10 protein-coding genes are annotated in these 19,262 nt (G+C 44.0%); 1 reads left to right on the top strand and 9 read right to left on the bottom strand.

Going from position 1 to position 19,262, the window contains the following annotated elements; genetic code table 11:
• Window positions 1-170: 170 nt before the first annotated feature.
• From MUY27_RS08330 to MUY27_RS08355, 6 genes are all read right to left on the bottom strand, one after another.
• A complete protein-coding gene (locus MUY27_RS08330) occupies window positions 171-2,393 on the bottom strand; it encodes an alpha-N-acetylglucosaminidase (protein ID WP_245129544.1) in 2,223 nt (740 codons plus the stop codon).
• A gap of 11 nt (window positions 2,394-2,404) precedes the next feature.
• Window positions 2,405-4,033, bottom strand: a complete 1,629-nt coding sequence (locus MUY27_RS08335; RefSeq protein ID WP_245129545.1) for a sodium:solute symporter family transporter — start codon at window positions 4,031-4,033, stop codon at window positions 2,405-2,407.
• A 32-nt stretch (window positions 4,034-4,065) separates the two neighbouring features.
• A complete protein-coding gene (locus MUY27_RS08340; RefSeq protein ID WP_245129546.1) occupies window positions 4,066-5,271 on the bottom strand; it encodes an acyltransferase family protein in 1,206 nt (401 codons plus the stop codon).
• Between the two features lie 108 nt (window positions 5,272-5,379).
• On the bottom strand, window positions 5,380-7,056 hold the full coding sequence (locus MUY27_RS08345; protein WP_245129547.1) for a RagB/SusD family nutrient uptake outer membrane protein: 1,677 nt from the start codon (window positions 7,054-7,056) through the stop codon (window positions 5,380-5,382).
• Window positions 7,057-7,076: 20 nt separating this feature from the next.
• Entirely contained in the window at window positions 7,077-10,121 is a 3,045-nt protein-coding gene (locus tag MUY27_RS08350) for a SusC/RagA family TonB-linked outer membrane protein (protein WP_245129548.1), read from the bottom strand.
• Between the two features lie 45 nt (window positions 10,122-10,166).
• On the bottom strand, window positions 10,167-11,057 hold the full coding sequence (locus MUY27_RS08355; protein ID WP_245129549.1) for an inositol oxygenase: 891 nt from the start codon (window positions 11,055-11,057) through the stop codon (window positions 10,167-10,169).
• Window positions 11,058-11,263: 206 nt separating this feature from the next.
• Here MUY27_RS08355 and MUY27_RS08360 point away from each other — a divergent pair, with 206 nt between their 5' ends.
• Window positions 11,264-12,289 (top strand): LacI family DNA-binding transcriptional regulator, encoded by a 1,026-nt coding sequence (locus tag MUY27_RS08360; RefSeq protein ID WP_245129550.1) that lies wholly within the window; start codon window positions 11,264-11,266, stop codon window positions 12,287-12,289.
• An 8-nt stretch (window positions 12,290-12,297) separates the two neighbouring features.
• Here the strand turns inward: MUY27_RS08360 and MUY27_RS08365 are convergent, their stop codons facing one another.
• The 3 genes from MUY27_RS08365 to MUY27_RS08375 all read right to left on the bottom strand — a co-directional run bounded on the left by MUY27_RS08365 (window position 12,298) and on the right by MUY27_RS08375 (window position 19,146).
• Entirely contained in the window at window positions 12,298-14,631 is a 2,334-nt protein-coding gene (locus tag MUY27_RS08365) for a GH92 family glycosyl hydrolase (RefSeq protein ID WP_245129551.1), read from the bottom strand.
• A 31-nt stretch (window positions 14,632-14,662) separates the two neighbouring features.
• The gene (locus MUY27_RS08370; protein WP_245129552.1) at window positions 14,663-16,192 is read right to left on the bottom strand and encodes a glycoside hydrolase family 28 protein; all 1,530 of its coding nucleotides are present in this window, start codon (window positions 16,190-16,192) and stop codon (window positions 14,663-14,665) included.
• A 179-nt stretch (window positions 16,193-16,371) separates the two neighbouring features.
• On the bottom strand, window positions 16,372-19,146 hold the full coding sequence (locus MUY27_RS08375; RefSeq protein ID WP_245129553.1) for a DUF5695 domain-containing protein: 2,775 nt from the start codon (window positions 19,144-19,146) through the stop codon (window positions 16,372-16,374).
• Window positions 19,147-19,262: the final 116 nt, after the last annotated feature.

Here is a 19,262-nt window from a genome sequence, read left to right on the forward strand (position 1 = left end):
AAAAGCTTTAATTCGTACGGAGTAGTCAGTGTAGATCGATCAGAAAAGCACTGAATTCTATATCGCTATTTTAGATACAAAAAGAACAAGTAACGTCTTCCGTTACTTGTTCCTCAGCATCGAATTTGAAATTAGTTAGGACAGACCAGCTACGTAGGCAGCGCTAACATTTATTTGGAAATACCTTCGGCATAAACGGCATTTATCCTGGTCCAGTATTTTTCAAATAGCGACTTCGCCATTACTACACTATTTCCTTTCGTGGTGATTGGATAATCTTTCCTCGCGTTTACCCATTTCCATTCCCAATCTTTTATTTGGGTGGTGAACTGGTTGTCGTCGAAATGCTTTTTACCCTCTATGTCCTGCTGTAGCTGCGCAATAAACTGTTCCCAACGTGGTTTATAGAAATCAGAAAGTAAACCGCTCCATTGCTTACAGGCGTACTCGTTTAACGGGCAGTCTTTATCGCCCCAAAGGGTAATTAAATCTTTAGCATTAAATTCGTAAAGTAATTTTTCTTTCGGCGTAATTCCCCAGCTTCTCGCATCAGCTACCCACTTACCCAACAAGAAGTCTTTACGCGTTGCCAGTAGCCGATCCATATCATTAATCAGTTCCAAAAACTGGGCGCTGTATTTTTTAAAACCTTTAATATCCTTCCGTTTGTAGGCAGCCGCCATTTTCTGTTGCAAAGGCAGGGCATAATTAGCCAATACCTGACGGGTAACATCTACCAGATCAAACCGGTAACCATCGCTCGCCTGCAGATCGTTAGCGGCCTTTACTAAGGCTTCCCACGCAGGAAGCAGATCGGCATCCTTATAATTCAGTTTGGTACGGGCCCACCGTGATGAACTATCTAAAGTAGGCCTCGCCTGGATGATAGATTCGGCACCGTCCCTAATGTATTTATCAGCAGGCACAGAGTAAACGGTTTTATGCAGTATCTCCCACGCTTTAGTAGCCTCAGTATTATCCTTACTGTAACGGTTACGGATGTAGCCAGTCAACCAAGTTTTCGTATTTATTGGCTCGCTGCGCCAGGTGTTGTCCGTTAACAGTTCATAAATAACAGGGTTCTGCTCTATACCTTCCATGGTTAAACCAATACCGGTAAGCTTACCGCTTCGCGGGTCTTTAAGTGCAGCAGCGGGCTCGGTAGCAACCGCATCAAGACGGCCAAACAGGTTGGTATTTGCGCCGAAGTTATTCAGCATGTTCCAGATCCAGGGTTTACCGTAGAAAGCACTGGTACGTTTCCAAACCGGTTCTATTTCCGTCGCAAGATCCAGGATGATCATCTTGTCATTCGGTACAGCCTTTAGTAAGGCTTCAGTTTGCGCGTCTTTCCAGAATTTGCGATCACTGTAGAACAGCCAGCCCTGCATTACCCATACTGCTTTGCTATCTACCTGCCGCATCCCTTCGTAGATTCGCGCACTTAATTTTTCTAGATAAGCAGGCTCGTCAGACGGCGGCTCGTTTTCGTTGAAGGTATCAGCAGAATAGTAATGATCCGTCCCTAATAGTTGTGTTTGCTTTTGCAGGAATAGTTTCCCGATGCGCGCAAATAAAGGATCTTCAGAATCCAGAATATAGGTATCAGCGAAGCCGTTTTTCCAGTTGGTGGTCTTTAGTTTAGCATTAGGGAACCGTTCTTTAAAAGACGCAGGCACGTGACCGGTAAAGGCAGGTAGTACCGGCTTCATACCTAATGCACGTTCACGATCCAGTATTTTCTTTTGCAGCGCCATGTGTTTCTGCATCCAGTTTAATGGAAGCGGGCCACCCCAGGCATCCATATTTCCCATCCAGAACCAAGAGAAATAAGCCGGGCCGGTAAAGAACCCTTTCAATTCCTCGTCAGTAAAGCCCAAATCTTTATATACCAGGTACCAAGTGTATTCTTCGCCGGTGATGGCCAGTGGCATGTTAATGCCATGAAGCGCCATCCAGTCTATTTCTTTTTCCCATCGCGACCAATCCCACCAACTCATACTGTAATTGAAAGTACAGTAGTTCAGGTAGTAACGAAGCTGATAAGGGGTACTTTTAACCACGCGTTTTGCTATAACCGGCAATTTTGCGGGCAGGTTTAAGTTGGTACCGTTCCAGGTAACCTGGCAGTGGCAGTATGCGGTAAGGTAATAATATAACGCAGATGCTAACGCAACGCCGCTATTGCCTTTCAGAACAATCTTTCCGTTGCGGCTTTCAAGTTCAAAAGCATCTTTTTCTTTTGCTTTTGTTGTTTCAATAACAAAGCTGCGGTAATGGCCTGGCAATAAACGTTTGATCAGGCCGGCTGTTGCTTGTGTTGATGTTTGTGCTTTTGCAGCAAAAGCTGCAAGTGTAATGGTGATAACTAATAATGTCTTTTTTATAACCATATTTTTATTTTTTACCAAAAGGCAGTGTATAAGGCAGTGAGTACTCCGGTGATGATGATGGCGCCTACCGCAAAGCTGCGGCTAACGCGGAACATAGAGGTATCTACCTCTATCTGGTGTTCTGGGCCTGATTGCTTGCTTCCGGCTAAACTGATGATGACCATCAATACCACGATTACAACAAAATCGATCATCATCCTGTCCAGAAAAGGATAATCCGGGAAAGCGCCATTAGTCCATTTCGGCAGGAATTTCAACAACGTAGAAAATGGGATGGTAAACAGCGCACCCATCATTGCTGCTGCGGCAGTGGTACGCTTCCAGTAAAAACCTAACAGAAAGATCGCCAATACACCTGGTGCGATAAAGCCCACGTACTCTTGTATAAACTGATAAGCTTGGTCGAGCGAACGTAAGGCCGGCGCTACCAACCCACCGATAATCATGGCCACCACCACCGCAATACGGCCGGTAAATACCAGTTTCTTCTCGCTTTGGTTTTTGTTGATATACTTTCGGTAGATGTCTAATGAAAAGATAGTTGAGATACTATTGGCCTTACCCGCTAACGATGCGACAATAGCAGCGGTAAGTGCGGCAAAGGCAACACCCTTCAAACCGGTAGGTAAAAGGTTCATCAGCGTAGGATAAGCATGGTCTGGTTTTACCACCCCGCCTTCAGACATCTCGGCGACAAATAAACCTTTGCTATGCAGCACGTACATTACAATACCGGGCAGCACGGCAATAACCGGAACCAGTAGTTTTAAAAATGCAGCAAACAAAATACCCTTGCGCGCAGTCGGCAAATCAGCGCCAAGCGCTCTTTGCACAATGTATTGGTTACACCCCCAGTAAGCCAGGTTGTTTACCAGCATCCCCCCTATTAAAACAGACATACCCGGCAATTCCTTGTAGTATTTATCAGTAGGCTTAAAGATCATGTGGAAGTGTTCAGGCGCTTCTTTCCGGAGAACTCCCAAAGCCTTAATAATATTACTACCATAACCATAGTTTTGCGCTAACAGGTACAGGGCAAGGTAAGTGGTCACTAAACCCCCGATAATCAATACCAATACCTGGATTACGTCGGTATAACCAATCACCTTCATACCGGCAAGCGTAACGATGGTAGAGAACACACACAGGCCAATAATACACCATTCAAAGCTGATGGAAGAAATAGAAGATATGGCCAACGCACCCAAATACAGGATAGAGGTCAGGTTAACGAAAACGTAAACCAGCAACCAGAATATCGCCATAATGGTACTTACCTGGTCATTATACCTTCGCGATAGAAATTGCGGCATGGTATATATCCTGTTCTTCAGATAAACAGGGATGATAAATACCGCTACAATAATTAGCGCCGCGGCAGACATCCATTCATAAGATGAAATAGCCAGACCAAGTGCAAAGCCTGAACCCGACATACCAATAAAGTGTTCCGCAGAAATATTTGAAGCGATGAGTGAGGCACCGATGGCCCACCAAGTTAATGAACCTTCTGCCAGAAAATATTCCTGTGCATCAAGCTCTTTTGCTCTTCTTTTGTAATAAATGTAGTAGCCGTAAGTAGCCACAATTACAAAGTAAATGAAGAAGACAATAATATCAGCAGTCTGTAATTTACTCATGTATAGGTTTAAACTGGTAAAAATATAACCTTTTATAACTTAAGGAATAGTTTTCTAAGGTATAAAAATCGCAGTAAGATTAATTGGATTAATAAAACGCCCGTCCACAAAAGCGCGCGCTCCCAAATAGGTGGAGCCATTTTTACCAATCCGCCAAAGATAAATTGTGATGTAGATAAGAAGTTAACTGCACCATGCGCGGCAAGGTAGATCAAAATAGAATTCGTACCGATCCACACGAATGGGCGGCACCATTTCTGGATACCAGCAACATCAATAACACCGTAAAAGCACGAAAACAGTAACAAGCTCCATCCCCCGGCGTACAGCGTAAATGAGCTGGTCCACAAGGTTTTGTTGATCGGAAAAATGACGTTCCATGCTAAGCCGATTAAAAGCAGCACAACACCTGCAATAAACATCGTTAGCATTTTTTTTACTGCGGCTATGTTCTTTGTTCCGGGTAGTAAAAACGTTCCGGTAAATACCCCTAATAAAGCAGTCGCAATAGCAGGTATGGTAGAAAGCAACCCTTCGGGGTCGTATATTTTACGGTGTAACTTACCGGGTAAAAAATGCTGATCGATATAAGAAACCAAGCTACCTTCTTTAGTTAATACACCTGGTCCATGTCCGGGCACCGGGACTAATGTCAGCAACAGCCAGTAACCAATTAATATTACGGCGAACCATACCATCTGCCATTCTAATTTGCAGTTAAGGTAGATCAGTGCGGCAAAAAAACAACTTAATGCAATTCGGCCAAGTACACTTGCAAAACGCGTATGCTCATACCCCTGGAACTTTAACGCACCGTTAACCACCATTCCCAACAAAATCAGCAGCACGGTGCGCTTGATTAATTGCATATAACGGCGACGTTTAACCGCGGGATCAGTAATATTCTTGTAAGAGAAAGGCATAGATACCCCCGCGATAAATATAAAAAGCGGGAAAATCAGATCGTAAAAGGTAAAACCGTTCCATACCGAATGATGCAATTGGTTGCTGATGCCTACTGCGATCTGCTCGATAAAAGATAAACGGCTGTCCGTTGCAATCTGCCAATCAATGGTATTTTGAACGAGGCTATATTTCTGCTTCACCACATCTGCAAAACCGTGAAATATCTCTTCACCACTCACGATCCAGAACATATCGAAACCGCGGAGCGCGTCAAGTGAAATCAATCTGGGCTGCTTTAATGCCGATTGTATGGTGGCTGCGCCTTCTGCCATAGTTGTTTTACGGGTGTTATTTAAATTTAAAGATAGGGTTTGCAATAGTTATGCTATAAAAAAACCTCCGGCGCAAGCACCGAAGGTTTTGATAAAGTTGTTAACGGATTAATTATAACCCGGATTCTGCGTAAGCGTATTATTTGTCTGGAACGCAGAGGTTGGGATCGGGAACAACCTGCGATAGGTGTCAGCGTTGTTTTTACCCAAGCCCCAGGTACCTTCATATTTTCCGAAACGGATCATGTCATTACGGTGCCATGCTTCCCAAGAAAGCTCGCGGCAACGCTCTGCGTAAATATCGTCTAAAGTAACGGCAGATAACGCAGCAGAAGTTGTACGGTTAGCTCTAAGGTTATTCACCAATGATAATGCTGTAGCGCCAAGGGTTGCTGTACCACCACGTAAAATTGCTTCCGCTTTCATCAGCAGAATATCTGAGTAGCGGATTACAGGTACGTCATTATTTTGGTTACGGTTAATGGTATTGGTGTAATCCGGTAAGTATTTAATGTTACGGATACCTGTGTTCCACGCAATTTCGTCATTACCCAGATCAAATGCAGAAGCACCAAGTCTAGAACCGTTATCAACCAAAGGTTGAATCACCAGCGGGTAAACATAAGTACTACCACCGTCGCTGCCTGTATAAAACTGATCGTAACCTGATTTGGTTGTTTTAACCATGATTGGGGTACCATCCTGCCAGTACTGCTGGCCGGTTAACCATTGTTTGTTACGAACATCATTCGGATCATTAAAATTCGCATAGAATTGGGCGGTTGTCATTCTTGGTCCGCTTGGCATGTTATTCACTAAACCATTACCTGAGCTTTGGTTCATTACCGGATCTGTGAAACCACCCGGCGTAGAGCCAGAATAAAGGTACCTGATACCCAGGTTACGGTTCAAATCATAACGTGCGTAGATCATGTTACCGCCGTTGGTAGAGGCGTCATAAGGAATTGCAAAAATGAACTCCTTTTGACCAGGACCGTTTGTTGGATAGAACATCTGCATGTAAGTAGATGCAGGCTCTAAACCATATAATCCCGAACTGATCACCTGATCACAAGCAGCGATACAATCGTTATAACGCGGAGTACCAGTGTAAACTTGGGCGTTCAGGTACAGTTTAGCCAGCAGTGCATAAGCAAAATATTGGGTTGGTCTTCCGTAAGTGGTAATACCTGAAGTAGTGCTTAGGTTAGGAAGGTTTGTTTTTAACTCCTTTTCTACAAATTCAAATACTTTGGCACGTGGCGTAGTTGGTTTCAGTCCTTTCTCGCCATACAAGGTGTCTAACGGCACGTTACCAAAGTTGTCCAGCATAATGTAGTAAGCAAGCGCACGTACAGTCTTTATTTCTGCAATCGTGGTAGTTTTTGCCTGACTTGCTGGCAGGTCTTTCAATACCGCTACGGTTTGATTAACAACGCCAATCAAGTTAGATGCATAATACCATAACGCGTTCACGCCAGCGTTATCCTTTGTCCAGGTATGGCGGTGCAATTCCAGGTAACGGTTACCGTCTAACCAGTTACCTCCGAATACTGCCAGAACAGACTCGTCTGTGGTTAAGCTTTGCGAGAACCAGTAGCTACCTGCAAAATCGCTTCTTAATGCAATATATACCGGACCAGAAGCTGCAACTATCTGAGCTTGTGTTTTTGGGAAAACGTCCGGTGTAAGTTCCGTATTTACCGGAACATCAAGTTTGTGACACGATGTGAAAATTGTAACCGCTGACAGCAAGCTAACAATTCCAAAAAATATCTTTTTCATATCCTTCTCGTCTTTATTAATTAGAGTGTTACGTTAATGCCCAGCAGGAAGGTGCGGGTTTTAGGATAAAAGTTGTTATAATCTACACCTGGAGCAATCCCCCCCTGGTTAACTTCCGGATCGATACCTTTATATTTAGTAATAGTGAAAATGTTGTTTCCGGTAACATATAACCTAACTGAACTTACATTTTTAATTACTTTATCAAAGGTATATCCTAAGGTTGCATTATCTAAACGTACATAAGAACCATTTTCCAGGTAACGGTCAGAATAATAAGAATTGAACACGTCTGATATCTTATCGCCCGATGCACTGTTCAGGATGTTGTTCTGTGTAGCATTGGCAGTGTAAGATAAATCTGCGCGGGTAGCGTTATAAATCTTATTGCCAAATGTACCTCTCAGGAACACGTTCAGATCAAATCTTTTGTATTTGAAGGTGTTGGCCCATCCAAGAATTACTTTTGGTTGTGCATTTCCTGTGTAGAAGTAATCAGTACCTTGCGCCGGTGCTGTAGTAGTACTACCATCCTTCCTGTAGAATAAAGACTTACCGTTGGCGTCTTTACCTGCATATTTGTATGTAAAGAACTGACCTACCGGATATCCTGTTTTTAACAACTGGACGGTTGCTCCTGATTGACCAGGACCTTCAGGCGAGGAGTATCGAACCGAATCTGTGCTTCCGTAAGGGCTTTGCAGGCTGGTAATCTTGTTTTTGTTCATCGCCATGGTAACCGAGCTTGACCAGCTGAAATCTTTTAATTTTACCGGAGATGCATTTAAAGCCACTTCGACACCCTTGTTATTGATACCACCGGCGTTTGTATAGATACGACCACCAGGTACCATCGCTGGTGAAACGCTAAAGAGGAACAACATGTCTGATGTATTCTTATCATAAACGTCGACACTACCAGACAGTTTACCCTTCAATATAGAGAAGTCAACACCGATATCTTTTTGAGAGGTACGCTCCCATTTTAAATCAGCGTTTGCAGCTTGTTGAGGGCCAAAAGCTCCTACAAAAGGGCCAGCGTAATAAAATACGTCTTGCCTTGTGTAAAGTAATTGCGAATTGTAAGCACCAATACCAGATGAATTACCGGTAACACCATAGCTCACGCGTAATTTCAGATCGTCGAACAGGCTTTGATTTTTCATGAAGCCTTCTTCAATAATACGCCATGAAGCGCCTACTGAAGGGAAGTAGCCCCACCTGTTGTTTGCACCAAAAGTAGAACTGCCATCTCTTCTGATAGATGCTTGCAGCAGGTATTTTTGCTTATAGTTATAATTTAGCCTGAAGAAATCAGAGATCAGCAACGTGCGCTGATAGGTTAAACTATTACCGAGGTTGATACGGTAAGTAGGGATAGCATAAGGTACACCTGCAGATAAATTTTGAAAACCGATGTTGTCTGCAGGGAAGTTTGTGCTCGAAGCCTGAAAACCTTCACCTATTACATAATCCTGATACGAATAGCCTAACACCGCGTTTAAATTGTGGTCGCCTAACTGTTTATCCCAGGTTAGGAAAGTTTCAATGTTTTTAAATGTGTTAGAATAATCGTTGCGAAGCGCAGAACCATTTGTACCAAAGGTATTTCCGATTAATGTGTGCGAAATATAAAGTCCGGGATCAGGATTGTTATAGAAGTTAGACGTCGGGTATTTACCAAAGTAGCTGCTATAGTACTCGCCGTGTAAAGCTGAGGTTTTCTGGTAAGAAAGGTTTACGTTGTATTTCAAACCGAAAGGCAATTTCAGTTCAGTTACAAAACTCCCCATCAGGGTATTATACTTGGTGTTATCCTGTGCATTATTGATTATCGCTACAGGGTTGAAATAACCAGGTATTGCCAGGTTCTCGAAATAGCTTCCGTCCGCATTGGTAACAGGCGACATTGGCAGGCGCTTAGCAGCCTGTAGCAATACGATGTTCTGCAATGGCGTATTGTTTGCATTGCTTACCGAATTTGAAACGTTGATATTGAATCTTAATTTGTCATTCCAGGTGTATTGATCTATGTTCAAACGTCCGATCACGCGCTCAAGGGAGCTGGCGTCAAGGATACCTTGTTTTTTGAAATAGTTTAAGCTACCCGAATAAGTGCCGTGCTCGCCACCGCCAGACAGGGAAAGGTTATGATTTTGCGAATAGGCTGTAGTACGTTCAATCGCTTTCATCCAGTCCACATTAGCTCCCGCATCATTAGTACCTGCAATAACGGTTCCGTTCGCTTTAGCATAAGCACGCAGTTGGTCAGCATTCATCAGATCAAGTGTATTGCTTACTTTTTCGATACCTGCATAACCGCTGTAAGCCACTTGCGACTGGCCTTTTTTACCACGCTTGGTAGTGACCATGATCACACCGCTGGCAGCACGGTTACCATAAATAGCAGTCGCTGCGGCGTCCTTCAATACGTCAATAGAAACGATGTCAGCTGGGGCAACAGTTGTAATATCGCCATTTGGTATCCCATCAATTACATAGAATGGACCGCCGGGGCTATTAACGGTAGAAGCACCACGCAAAATAACGGCCGCAGGTTTATTAGGGTCACCGCTGGCAGTGATGTTTAAGCCGGGTACTTTACCTTGCAACAACTGACCAACGTCTGCAATAGCACCCTGGTTCAAGTTTTCTGCTTTAACAGAACTTATAGAACTGGAAAGTGTTTTTCGAGAGCTGGTACCATAACCTACTACAACAATCTCTTTTAAAGAGGTGTTGGCATCGGTTAATTGAATTTTGTAATTCTTTTCGCCGGTAACAGGTACTTCTTTCGCAGTGTAACCGACAGAAGTGATTACCAGCACCTCGCCTGCTTTGGCCTGAATGCTGAAAGTACCATTTACAGTGGTTGAAACTGCTCTGGTGGTACCTTTAACTTTTACCGTTGCTCCGGGAATGGTTTCACCTTTAGAATCTGACACTATACCAGTAATACGGGTGTCTGGTTGGGCAAAGGCGGTTTGAAAAATGAAAATAAATGACAATAGTAGGGCTACCGAGGACTTGAATAAGCCCCCGCCACGTTTTAGGTTAAATCTCATAATTTCACGTAAATTTTAGTTCATATATATATTGGCTTAATGGTTTTAAAACTTAAGCGTTGCCGGCAGGTACTTCGCTACCAGGTCTTCGTAATACGGCCTTAATTCTTCCCAGCTCTTTTGATTCGGATTTTTAGAATACAGATCATACGGATTGAACAGATTAACCCATTTGAACATCTCCTGATCATGGTCATTCATCAAATGATTGTACGCATGTTCGCGATGCTGCGAATAGAAGGAATGATAACGAAGCATGTATAAACCCGGCTCCGGAATATAGTTTTTCATCATATGGTAAACGTACTCATCATGTCCCCATGACATATGCACGTTATCCAGCCCGCAGTTGGGGGTATAAACACCATATTTGGTATTGTATCGTTCGTCATTAAAATCGGGATTCTCTTTAAAAAACTGCGAGTATACGATTTTGTCAGAGAATGCACAACCTACCGGGAAAGTATCGCCTACTACGGCCCATTGCGGTTCGCCGAAAAGGCACAACACTTTTCCCATGTCGTGGATCAGCCCTACCAGCACCATCCAGTCTGGGTGGCCGTCGTTGCGGATAGCTTCAGAGGTTTGCAAAAGATGCTGCATTTGGTCCAGGTCTGTATCCGGGTCAGAATCGTCAACTAACTGATTAAGAAAATCAAACGCATCCCATATCGGCATTTCTTTACGATCAAACTTCAGAAAATCTGCTTTATGTTCTACCACAAAATCATAAGTCTGATACAAGTGATTGAGGCGGTAGAATTCACGTACTCCGTCTTTTTCTGTTTCCTGATAATTTCTGAATTCCTCGGCTTTCTTGTCCTCATTGATTTGTGCCGGATCTGGATATCTTTTTAAGATATCTTCCTCCCACTCATCAAGATTTGCAAGCGGTGATGGATTAACACCCTCAGTAGTTTTGTTTATAGACTCCATTCTTCAGTAAATTGGATCTAACGTTATCTCGTTGTAAGAAATTGGTTAGATTAGTAATTGGTTTACGTTTTAAAGTTGATTATTTTATCGATCAGATTTCCTGTTTAGTAAAGGAAAATTTACGTAAACGATTAAGTTAACTGTAAAACCGACATTTTATATCTATATTTTCCGATTATTTCAATTTGCCGTAACCGTATTTTAGTATGGGGAATGTTACCATCAAATTATTAGCTGAACGTCTTAATGTATCTACCGCCACTATTTCAAAAGCACTGTGTGACAGTCATGAAATTAGCGAGCAGACCAAACAAAAAGTGTTAGAATTGGCGAGAGAGTTAAACTACATACCCAATGCTTATGCAAGTAGTTTAAGACGAAACAGAAGCCAGACCATCGCCGTGCTGATACCCGAAGTGGCAGACAGCTTCTTCTCGCTTGCTTTGAACGGCATAGAAGAGGTGGCACTACAGCGGGGTTACCATACGTTAATTTACATGACCCACGAAAAGCTGGAAAGGGAAAAGGCCATATTGAAGGAATTATCCGGCGGGCGCGTAGATGGTGTAATAATGTCTGTTACAGCTGAAACTGATTCTTTTGAACACATTCATAATTTCAGTAGGCAGTTGCCGGTGGTATTCTTTGACCGCGTTTGCCCTGATCTGAATACCGCAAAAATCACGACAAATGATTTCGAGTGTGGCTATCTGGCTACGAAGCATTTAATAGAAGCCGGATGCAGGAAGATCGTCCTGCTGGCTGTATCTAACAGCCTTTCTATTATGTCTGAACGCAGTATGGGCTTCAACAAGGCAATTAAAGATTTTGACCTGAATGAAAATGATTGCCGTATTGTTTACTGCGGCGAAGACGCGGTGTATAATTATCAATTGATAAAGGAGTTGATGCAGGGAACCAACCGCCCGGACGGCATATTGGCAACTGTTGAAAAACTAACGACCGAAATTTACCTGGCCTGTAACCACCTGTCAATCAATATTCCGAGGCAGGTAAAAGTTGTATGTTTTTCTAACCAGGCCTCAGCCGTGATCCTGAACCCAAGCCTGACTACCATTACACAACCTGCTTTTGAAATGGGGAAAACGGCTGCTACAGCACTTTTAAAAGCTTTAAAGAATAACAGCCTTGTACTGGCAGAAGAAAGCATGGTAATACCCTCTGCGCTGAATATCAGAAGTTCAACATCCGTTGCTGTACAAACTTATTAAAACAGATACTATTGCGTTATTGAGGCGGGTTGATCATTCGCCTTTACTCCCCAACTTTTATTGGGTTGATCGGTTAAATAAACATCCATTGCGCCGCCCTTAGTGATCGCTCCATGCTCGATGTAGTTTGCGGTGTAAACTCTGCCGTTAAGTTTTATGGAGGAAATATAACCGGACTTTGGTGACCGCCGGTGCGTAACCACCCGGAACCGTTTGCCAGATGGTAGCTTAATCTGATAGCCGTCAAAAATAGTTGAACTTAACAGATACTGGTCTGTAGCCGGATTAAGCGGATAAAAACCCAACGATGCTAATACATACCAAGCCGACATTTGCCCCGCGTCGTCATTCCCGCTAAGGCCACCCGGGCCATCACTGTATTCATCTTCCAGTATTTGCTTTACCCTTACCTGCGTTTTCCACGGCGAGCCCGTGTAATTATACATATAAGGGATCTGTTGCCCCGGCTCATTTCCGTGCCAGTACTCACCGCCATCGAATAGCTTATCCAGGTGTTGTTCCAGCATCTTCACCCCTCCCATTTTCAGCGCCAGACCTTTCACATCTTGCGGTACATAGAAAGTGTATTGCTGTGGGGTGCCTTCTGTAATGTAGGGCTCCTTACTTGCCGGTCTGAATGGTTGGTACCAGTGCCTATCCTGATATCGGCCGCGGGCCATACCTACCGACGGATCAAAAACGTTCTGATAGGTTAAACTTCTTTTAATCAGCAGTTGGTAATCATTTGTTTTGTTGAGGCCTTTAGCTACCTGCGCCAATGCAAAATCGTCGAATGCATATTCTAACGTCCGGCTAACCTGTTCCTTTTTATGAAAAGCCTCTGGTACCGAATCTTCCATAGGTATGTAACCGTATTTAAGGTAAGAATCCAGTGCGCGGCGACCTTTTCCATCTTTATAGTCTTGCCCTAAAGCTTGTTCAAATGCATTTTTGCGCATCAGCCGGTATGCCTCGTTTACATCATAATCTCTTATCCCCCTTACATAAGCAGATGCAATGAATGCCGTTCCATGATCGCCGATCATGGCTGCGGTGTAGCTATTCCAGCAAGGGAAAATAGGGAGCCACCCGCCCTGTTGCCCTTTCAGGATTAGTGATCTAACACAATCATTGATCAATTCGGGATTCAATATCTCGAATATGGGTAACTGCCCCCGGTAGATGTCCCACATGGAAAAATCGTCGTAGTAGTTCCCTTTGGACAAATGCTCCACCTGGTAATTCCCGGCGAAACGAGGGTAAGATCCTGCAATATCATTAAACAAGCGCGGATGCTGCATGGCATGGTACAAAGCCGTATAAAATATCCTTTTATGTTTTACATCTTTTGTTTTAACGGTGATCTGGCTAAGCGCACTTTCCCAGCATTGTTGATTCTTTGTCTTTAATGCTTCGAAATTCCAGCCGGGTATTTCGGCTTTTAAGTTGGCATGTGCAGCTTGCAGGCTGGTAAAGGATGTACCTATCCGGATACGTAATTGTTCACCTTTCTTTAGATACACACCAACAAATCCGCCCAATTCGCCCTTATGTTCGGTATCTGTTTTTAAGATCGTCCCATCGCGATATACACCGCCCTTTTTAAAACCTCGCTGAACTTCGATAACGAAATAACCGCTAAAACCAGCCGGGTTTCCCCAACCCTGGTAAATCCGGTGCGCAGGGTTATAGCCCCAGATCAGGCCCTTCTGCCGGTCAACTTTTACAAAGCCCTCCCCTCTGTCGCTGTTAGGTGTTACCAGTAAAAACAGGCTGTCTGCTTTGGTAGCCGTAAACTGAAACATGGCACAACGCAACGTAGAAGTCACCTCTGTTTTTACCTGGTACTTACGTAAAAGCAGGCTGTAGTAATATGGCGAAGAAACCTCGTCCTGATGCGAGAACCCGGCACGGTAATCAGCTACCCTTGTTCTTAATTGACCAGTGACGGGCATGATGGTAAAGCTGCCGTAATCCTGCGTACATGAGCCGCTAAGCCAGTGTGTACCTCTAAACCCTGTTAGTACTGAATCCTGGTAGACGTAAGGTGGCTGGCATTTGGTTTCCGTTTGTCGCGTCTCTGGTGTCCATTGCGTCATGGCAAAAGGCAGCGTCACTGCCGGGATAGTATTGGCATTCAGCTCTGTACCTGCACCGTGCTTAACTGAAGATTTTGTTGTAGACGGTGCCGTGCCAGACATGGGCTGGACGTAGGAAACCAAAGTTTGCCCATATGTTATCGCTATGCTTATAAAAATGAACATTAGCGTGAACAGCACCTTCGCTGCTAATTTTTGACGGGCATAGCGAAGGTGCTGAACAATCTGGTTCTTTAATAACATTTAAGTATTTCCTTTGGCGATGAAAAGCGGATTAATTGATTCGCTTAATAGCTACCTTTTTATCTCCCGGTATTTGCAGGCCTTTAAAAGATTCGTTCTTCACGTCTTTTAATACCATTACCGGGTTGGTTTTTGCCTTTTTAACCGTAAAATCTTCAAGGTGCAAACCTTTTACATCATCAAAAACACAGGCAGCGCGCGGATCTGCTTTCTGATAATCAAACGTGGTTGACTTAAATGTTAAGTTCTCCGCATGCCTTACATATAACGCCCATGCCGGCAGTTCGCCGAACATAGAAAACTCCGGGTAATCTGCAGGTTTTTCGGGAATAGTATGCAATGAATCAAGGCTGATGGTTGGGATCTTTTGATCATACCCACCTTCGTAAGTCACCTTGACATTTTCGATAGTCACATCAGATACAGGGTGGCCAGGTAAACCAGCGATTACACACGGAAAAACATGGTGTTCGCCCGGTACGGGCGGGCCTTCCATCGGGTAACCTTTATCCGGTTTGCCAGCAGGTACCTGCACATTTACGTTGCTGATAAATACTTTTTTGATATAGCTGCTAACACTATCCTGGTTACGGTGACCGGTACGGATAAATATCGCATTACCTGTATTCCTGGCATTAATATTCTTAATGGTAATGTCCTCTAAAAAGCCACCATCTACACTTTCTATCGCGATAGCAGAACGGTAGGTATCATAAATTTCGATATTCTCCAGCTTTACATTCTTAAACCCGCCATGCGATGCCGTACCAAATTTGATAGCGCTGGCGCTTGAACGTACTTTACAATTGGCCACGTAAATATTGTCGCAGTAATGTTGTCTGTTTTCAGATTTAAAACAGATACCGTCATCATCGGCATTAAAAAAGCTATTGGTTACTTTAACGTTGCGGCAATCGACAATATCAATCCCGTCGTTATTCCAGTAGGTATTGCTTTCAACCTTCATGCTATCCACTACAAGGTTTTCGCAATTACGATAGTCCTGAACCCAATCCAGGGCATTTTTCATGAACACATGTTTGATTTTAATGTTATTACAATCCCTGAAAAGGACCAGCTTGGGACGGTTCCTTTCCTCTGGCTGCTTTTGCCTCCATGGATTATACTTCTGCCAGGTAGCATCCTGCAGCGTACCCGCTTTTAGTAAGCGGAGCAAATCTTCAAGGATCAGATCGCCCTGGCCGTCAATTGTTCCGGGACCGGTAATTGAAATATCATGCTGACCGTTTGCAGAGATCAAAGGCAGGGCATTTCCAGAACTATAATCCAGACGCTTATCACTTCCCAACAATACCCCTTTCTCGCTTACAAATAAGTTTACGCCAGATTTAAGATTGATCGGTGCGGTTAAAAATCTGCCGGCCGGGATCACCACAGTACCGCCGCCTTTAGCACTGGTTTCGTCAATTGCTTTTTGTATAGCCTGGGCATTATTGGTTTTACCATCGCTTTTTGCGCCGTAATCAACAATGCTGACCTTTGTTTGCGCATTGACGGCAAAAGGTAGTAATAACATCAGGGAGATGTTCAAAAATTTCATAGTCGGTATATTTCAGGTTTATCAATCTCCGCATCCGGGCTTAGTACGGATGCGAATCAGTTCGTAAAATTGGAAATTTTTCCGGGATATGCCGTCTCTTCCGGAAATCAATTTACGAAACCGATTAAGCAAAAACTAATAAAAAACCGATAGAACGGGCTGAAGAACTTTCTATCTCCCTATTTTACAGGCACAAGGTTAATTACCGTTTCACCTTTCTTATTCAGTTTTATCTCATAAACGTTACGTTGGGTTAACCGGTAACTTTTAAGCTGATATTTTCTTCCCTTAGCATTTTGCGTAAGGTGCAAGTAAGCAACTGGTGTATAAGCGTCGGCCTTTTTTAATGTCAGCGTAATTGCTCCGGTAGCGTTATTATATTCTGCGGCATCAAATTGTCCGGCGTCCAGCGTTAACCACAAACCCGCAGGCGCAATAAAAACGCGGGACTTCGCAGCGGTAGTAGTTTTTACAAGGACCTTATCACCGGCCTTGCTAAGGTTGCCACCAAAAGCCAGCCAGCCCAGTGTGGGATCGTTCATTACATAAGTAGCAGAGTTTACGGCATAACCGAAAAAGTTCGGACCATAATCTCCGGACAGTCCGTCTATTTTAAGTGTCGACGGAAAGGAATGAAAAGCAGCCGGGCCAAACCCATCTTCTGTAATATTAGCAATTGCACCCATTGTTCCGCCGTAACCTACCCGCAGCAGGTAAAGATCCTGCGGATGATCCCGGTATTCGGAAAGAACAGGGATAGCGTTCATTCCTGAACCATAGTGATGAAGCTGCCGCTCTATCCTTGAAAGTTTACCGCCATACAAGAAATCCCAATACCTGCGGGCAGAACCATTGTAACCCCAGTGCGGAACAGTAGGCATATAACCTAAAATGGCGTTAATGGTTACTGTAGCTTTATCATTGTAGCCAAAATATTTAGACCATAGGTAAACTTCTTCCTGCCCGGTAGAATCCCAGGGCATCTCGCTACCGAAAGGATATTGCAACGTGCTCCAATGGATAGCTCTTTTTTTCATCGCCTCTTCCAATTGTTTAGCCTGGGTATTCCAGCCCTCGGCTTTCAGGTCACTCAGTATCAGGAAGAAAACCGTACCCTCCATCTGTCCGAACTGCGCGTAATAAGGCGCAAGTTTAATCATGCCCATTACCGTACCGAAGGCATTATTCAGATGCCATTGCCAGTTCTTCTCTGTTACTAAACCAACATGGTTTCTGGCCAGCCGGTATAATACCCAGTGTGCTGCAGCAACGTGGGGGTAATTATAAGAACGGCCAATATCATCGGCAGATTTATGGTCCCACGCGGCCCAGGTTTTATAATTAATGTTGGGATCATAAGTACCAGGCGGCATTTGATCTGGCTGATAATAGAAAAGACTTTTCTTTACGCCGTATTTCTGTGCACCATCACTATGCTGAATACCTCCCCAGAGCGTATGGTTTGCGAACAACTGTAGTTTATCAATCTCTGCCTTATCCGGCAGTACAAACTCTTTCATCATGGCGCCGAGCCAGCTTCCGGCCCCGCCTTCGTCGCTTAACCCGGCAATCCAGGCGCGGCTATCCTGTGTTACTTGCTGCTTTTTTTCATAGTCGTAAGTAATGACGGAGTTGTTACGCCCAAAAGGATCTGACGGATTCTGGTACCATTGCTGGTGGGTTAAAAAATGTCCGTAATCTTTAACCAACTCACTCTCTGGCTTTATTACTTTGTAATGCACCGTTTGCGTAAGGCCATCCTGATAAGTAATGGTTAAACCTGCTCTTCCCCACTTCTTCCCTCGTACAGAATACGTTTGTATACCGGGTTTAGTATCCGGAAGCTTCTCCAAAACAAGCGCCTCTGCCGGTTCCACTTCAATTTTAGCAACCTGCTGGGAATAACGGAGGAACAAGCGTGCGTTTACATCAAGCGGAAGCACATAACCTGGTGCGCCAATAGCAACAGGACGGTTATGAGCGGCTAAGGTCTCCTCGATATTCTTGATCTCTTTAGAAAGTATAAAACCCAACCCGAAAGTGTAGCTGTCACCAGGTTTTATGATATGCGAAGTAGGCGTATTCCAGGGTTGTGCAGCTTTCCACTCCTTCCCGGCAGAGGCGCTGCTATGTACCATCCACTCATAAAAACCCTCGAAGGTAACGCCGCGCGGTGTAGGGTCATCCAGCAGCGGGTTATAGGCTTCAAATGCAGTTCGGCCTGACGGAACCACTAACAAATCCGGGCCATGCCCGCTTAAACGTGTTACCTGCAGATAGCCGGCATCCCTGCCGATATACGGGTCGTAAAAGACATTGGAAGCATGTGCTTCTTCTAATGTTTTACCCTCCATAATATTATTGAAGATCACCGGGATACCCAGGTCACCTATCTCTATATCCGCGCCGGTAATATTGGTAATTTTAAATTGCAACGTTAACCTGCCATTAATCAGCTTCCAGTAACGTTCAATTTTCAAAGGGATGTCCGCAGGTAACGTTCCGGCCAAATCAGCTGCGGCGATCACACTATCGCTGGCTGGCAAGGCTTTCACCATACCTCGTTTAGTCGCAGTAGAATAGCGTGTCCAGCCGGTATCGCTTAGCCGCTTAATACGCAGGTTAAGGTCGCCCAGGTGATACAGGCCGTCGCCGCTACGAACAGGAAGCCGGTCGCCCGGTGTAAAATCAAACCCTTTTTCTGTATTGGGTTCTAACGCAGCTACGGTTTGCGATGCGCCCACCAACTTTAAGGTAAAATCAGGCGTATGGAACGTCAGTATGCCTTTATCTACACCCAAAGTAGAAGGCCGCTTTGCTAATTTTTCCCATGGAGATTGTGCCCGCGTTGAAGATGGTATAAATATCACACAAAAAATAGCGCTTAAAAAAGCCAGCTTTTGAACATTCTTAAGAAGAAGTGTAAGAAAAGTAAACGGGTTAGCTGCGGGCATAAGAGGTTAATGATTTATTCTAATCTGCAAAATTTAAAGATACCGGAATTAAAAACATCACTGTTAATCTAAATTGGCATCGATTAGCAATATTTTAACACGTTTAATATAGACTT

This window comes from Mucilaginibacter straminoryzae (genome assembly GCF_022953055.1).
In the GTDB taxonomy this organism is placed as follows: domain Bacteria; phylum Bacteroidota; class Bacteroidia; order Sphingobacteriales; family Sphingobacteriaceae; genus Mucilaginibacter; species Mucilaginibacter straminoryzae.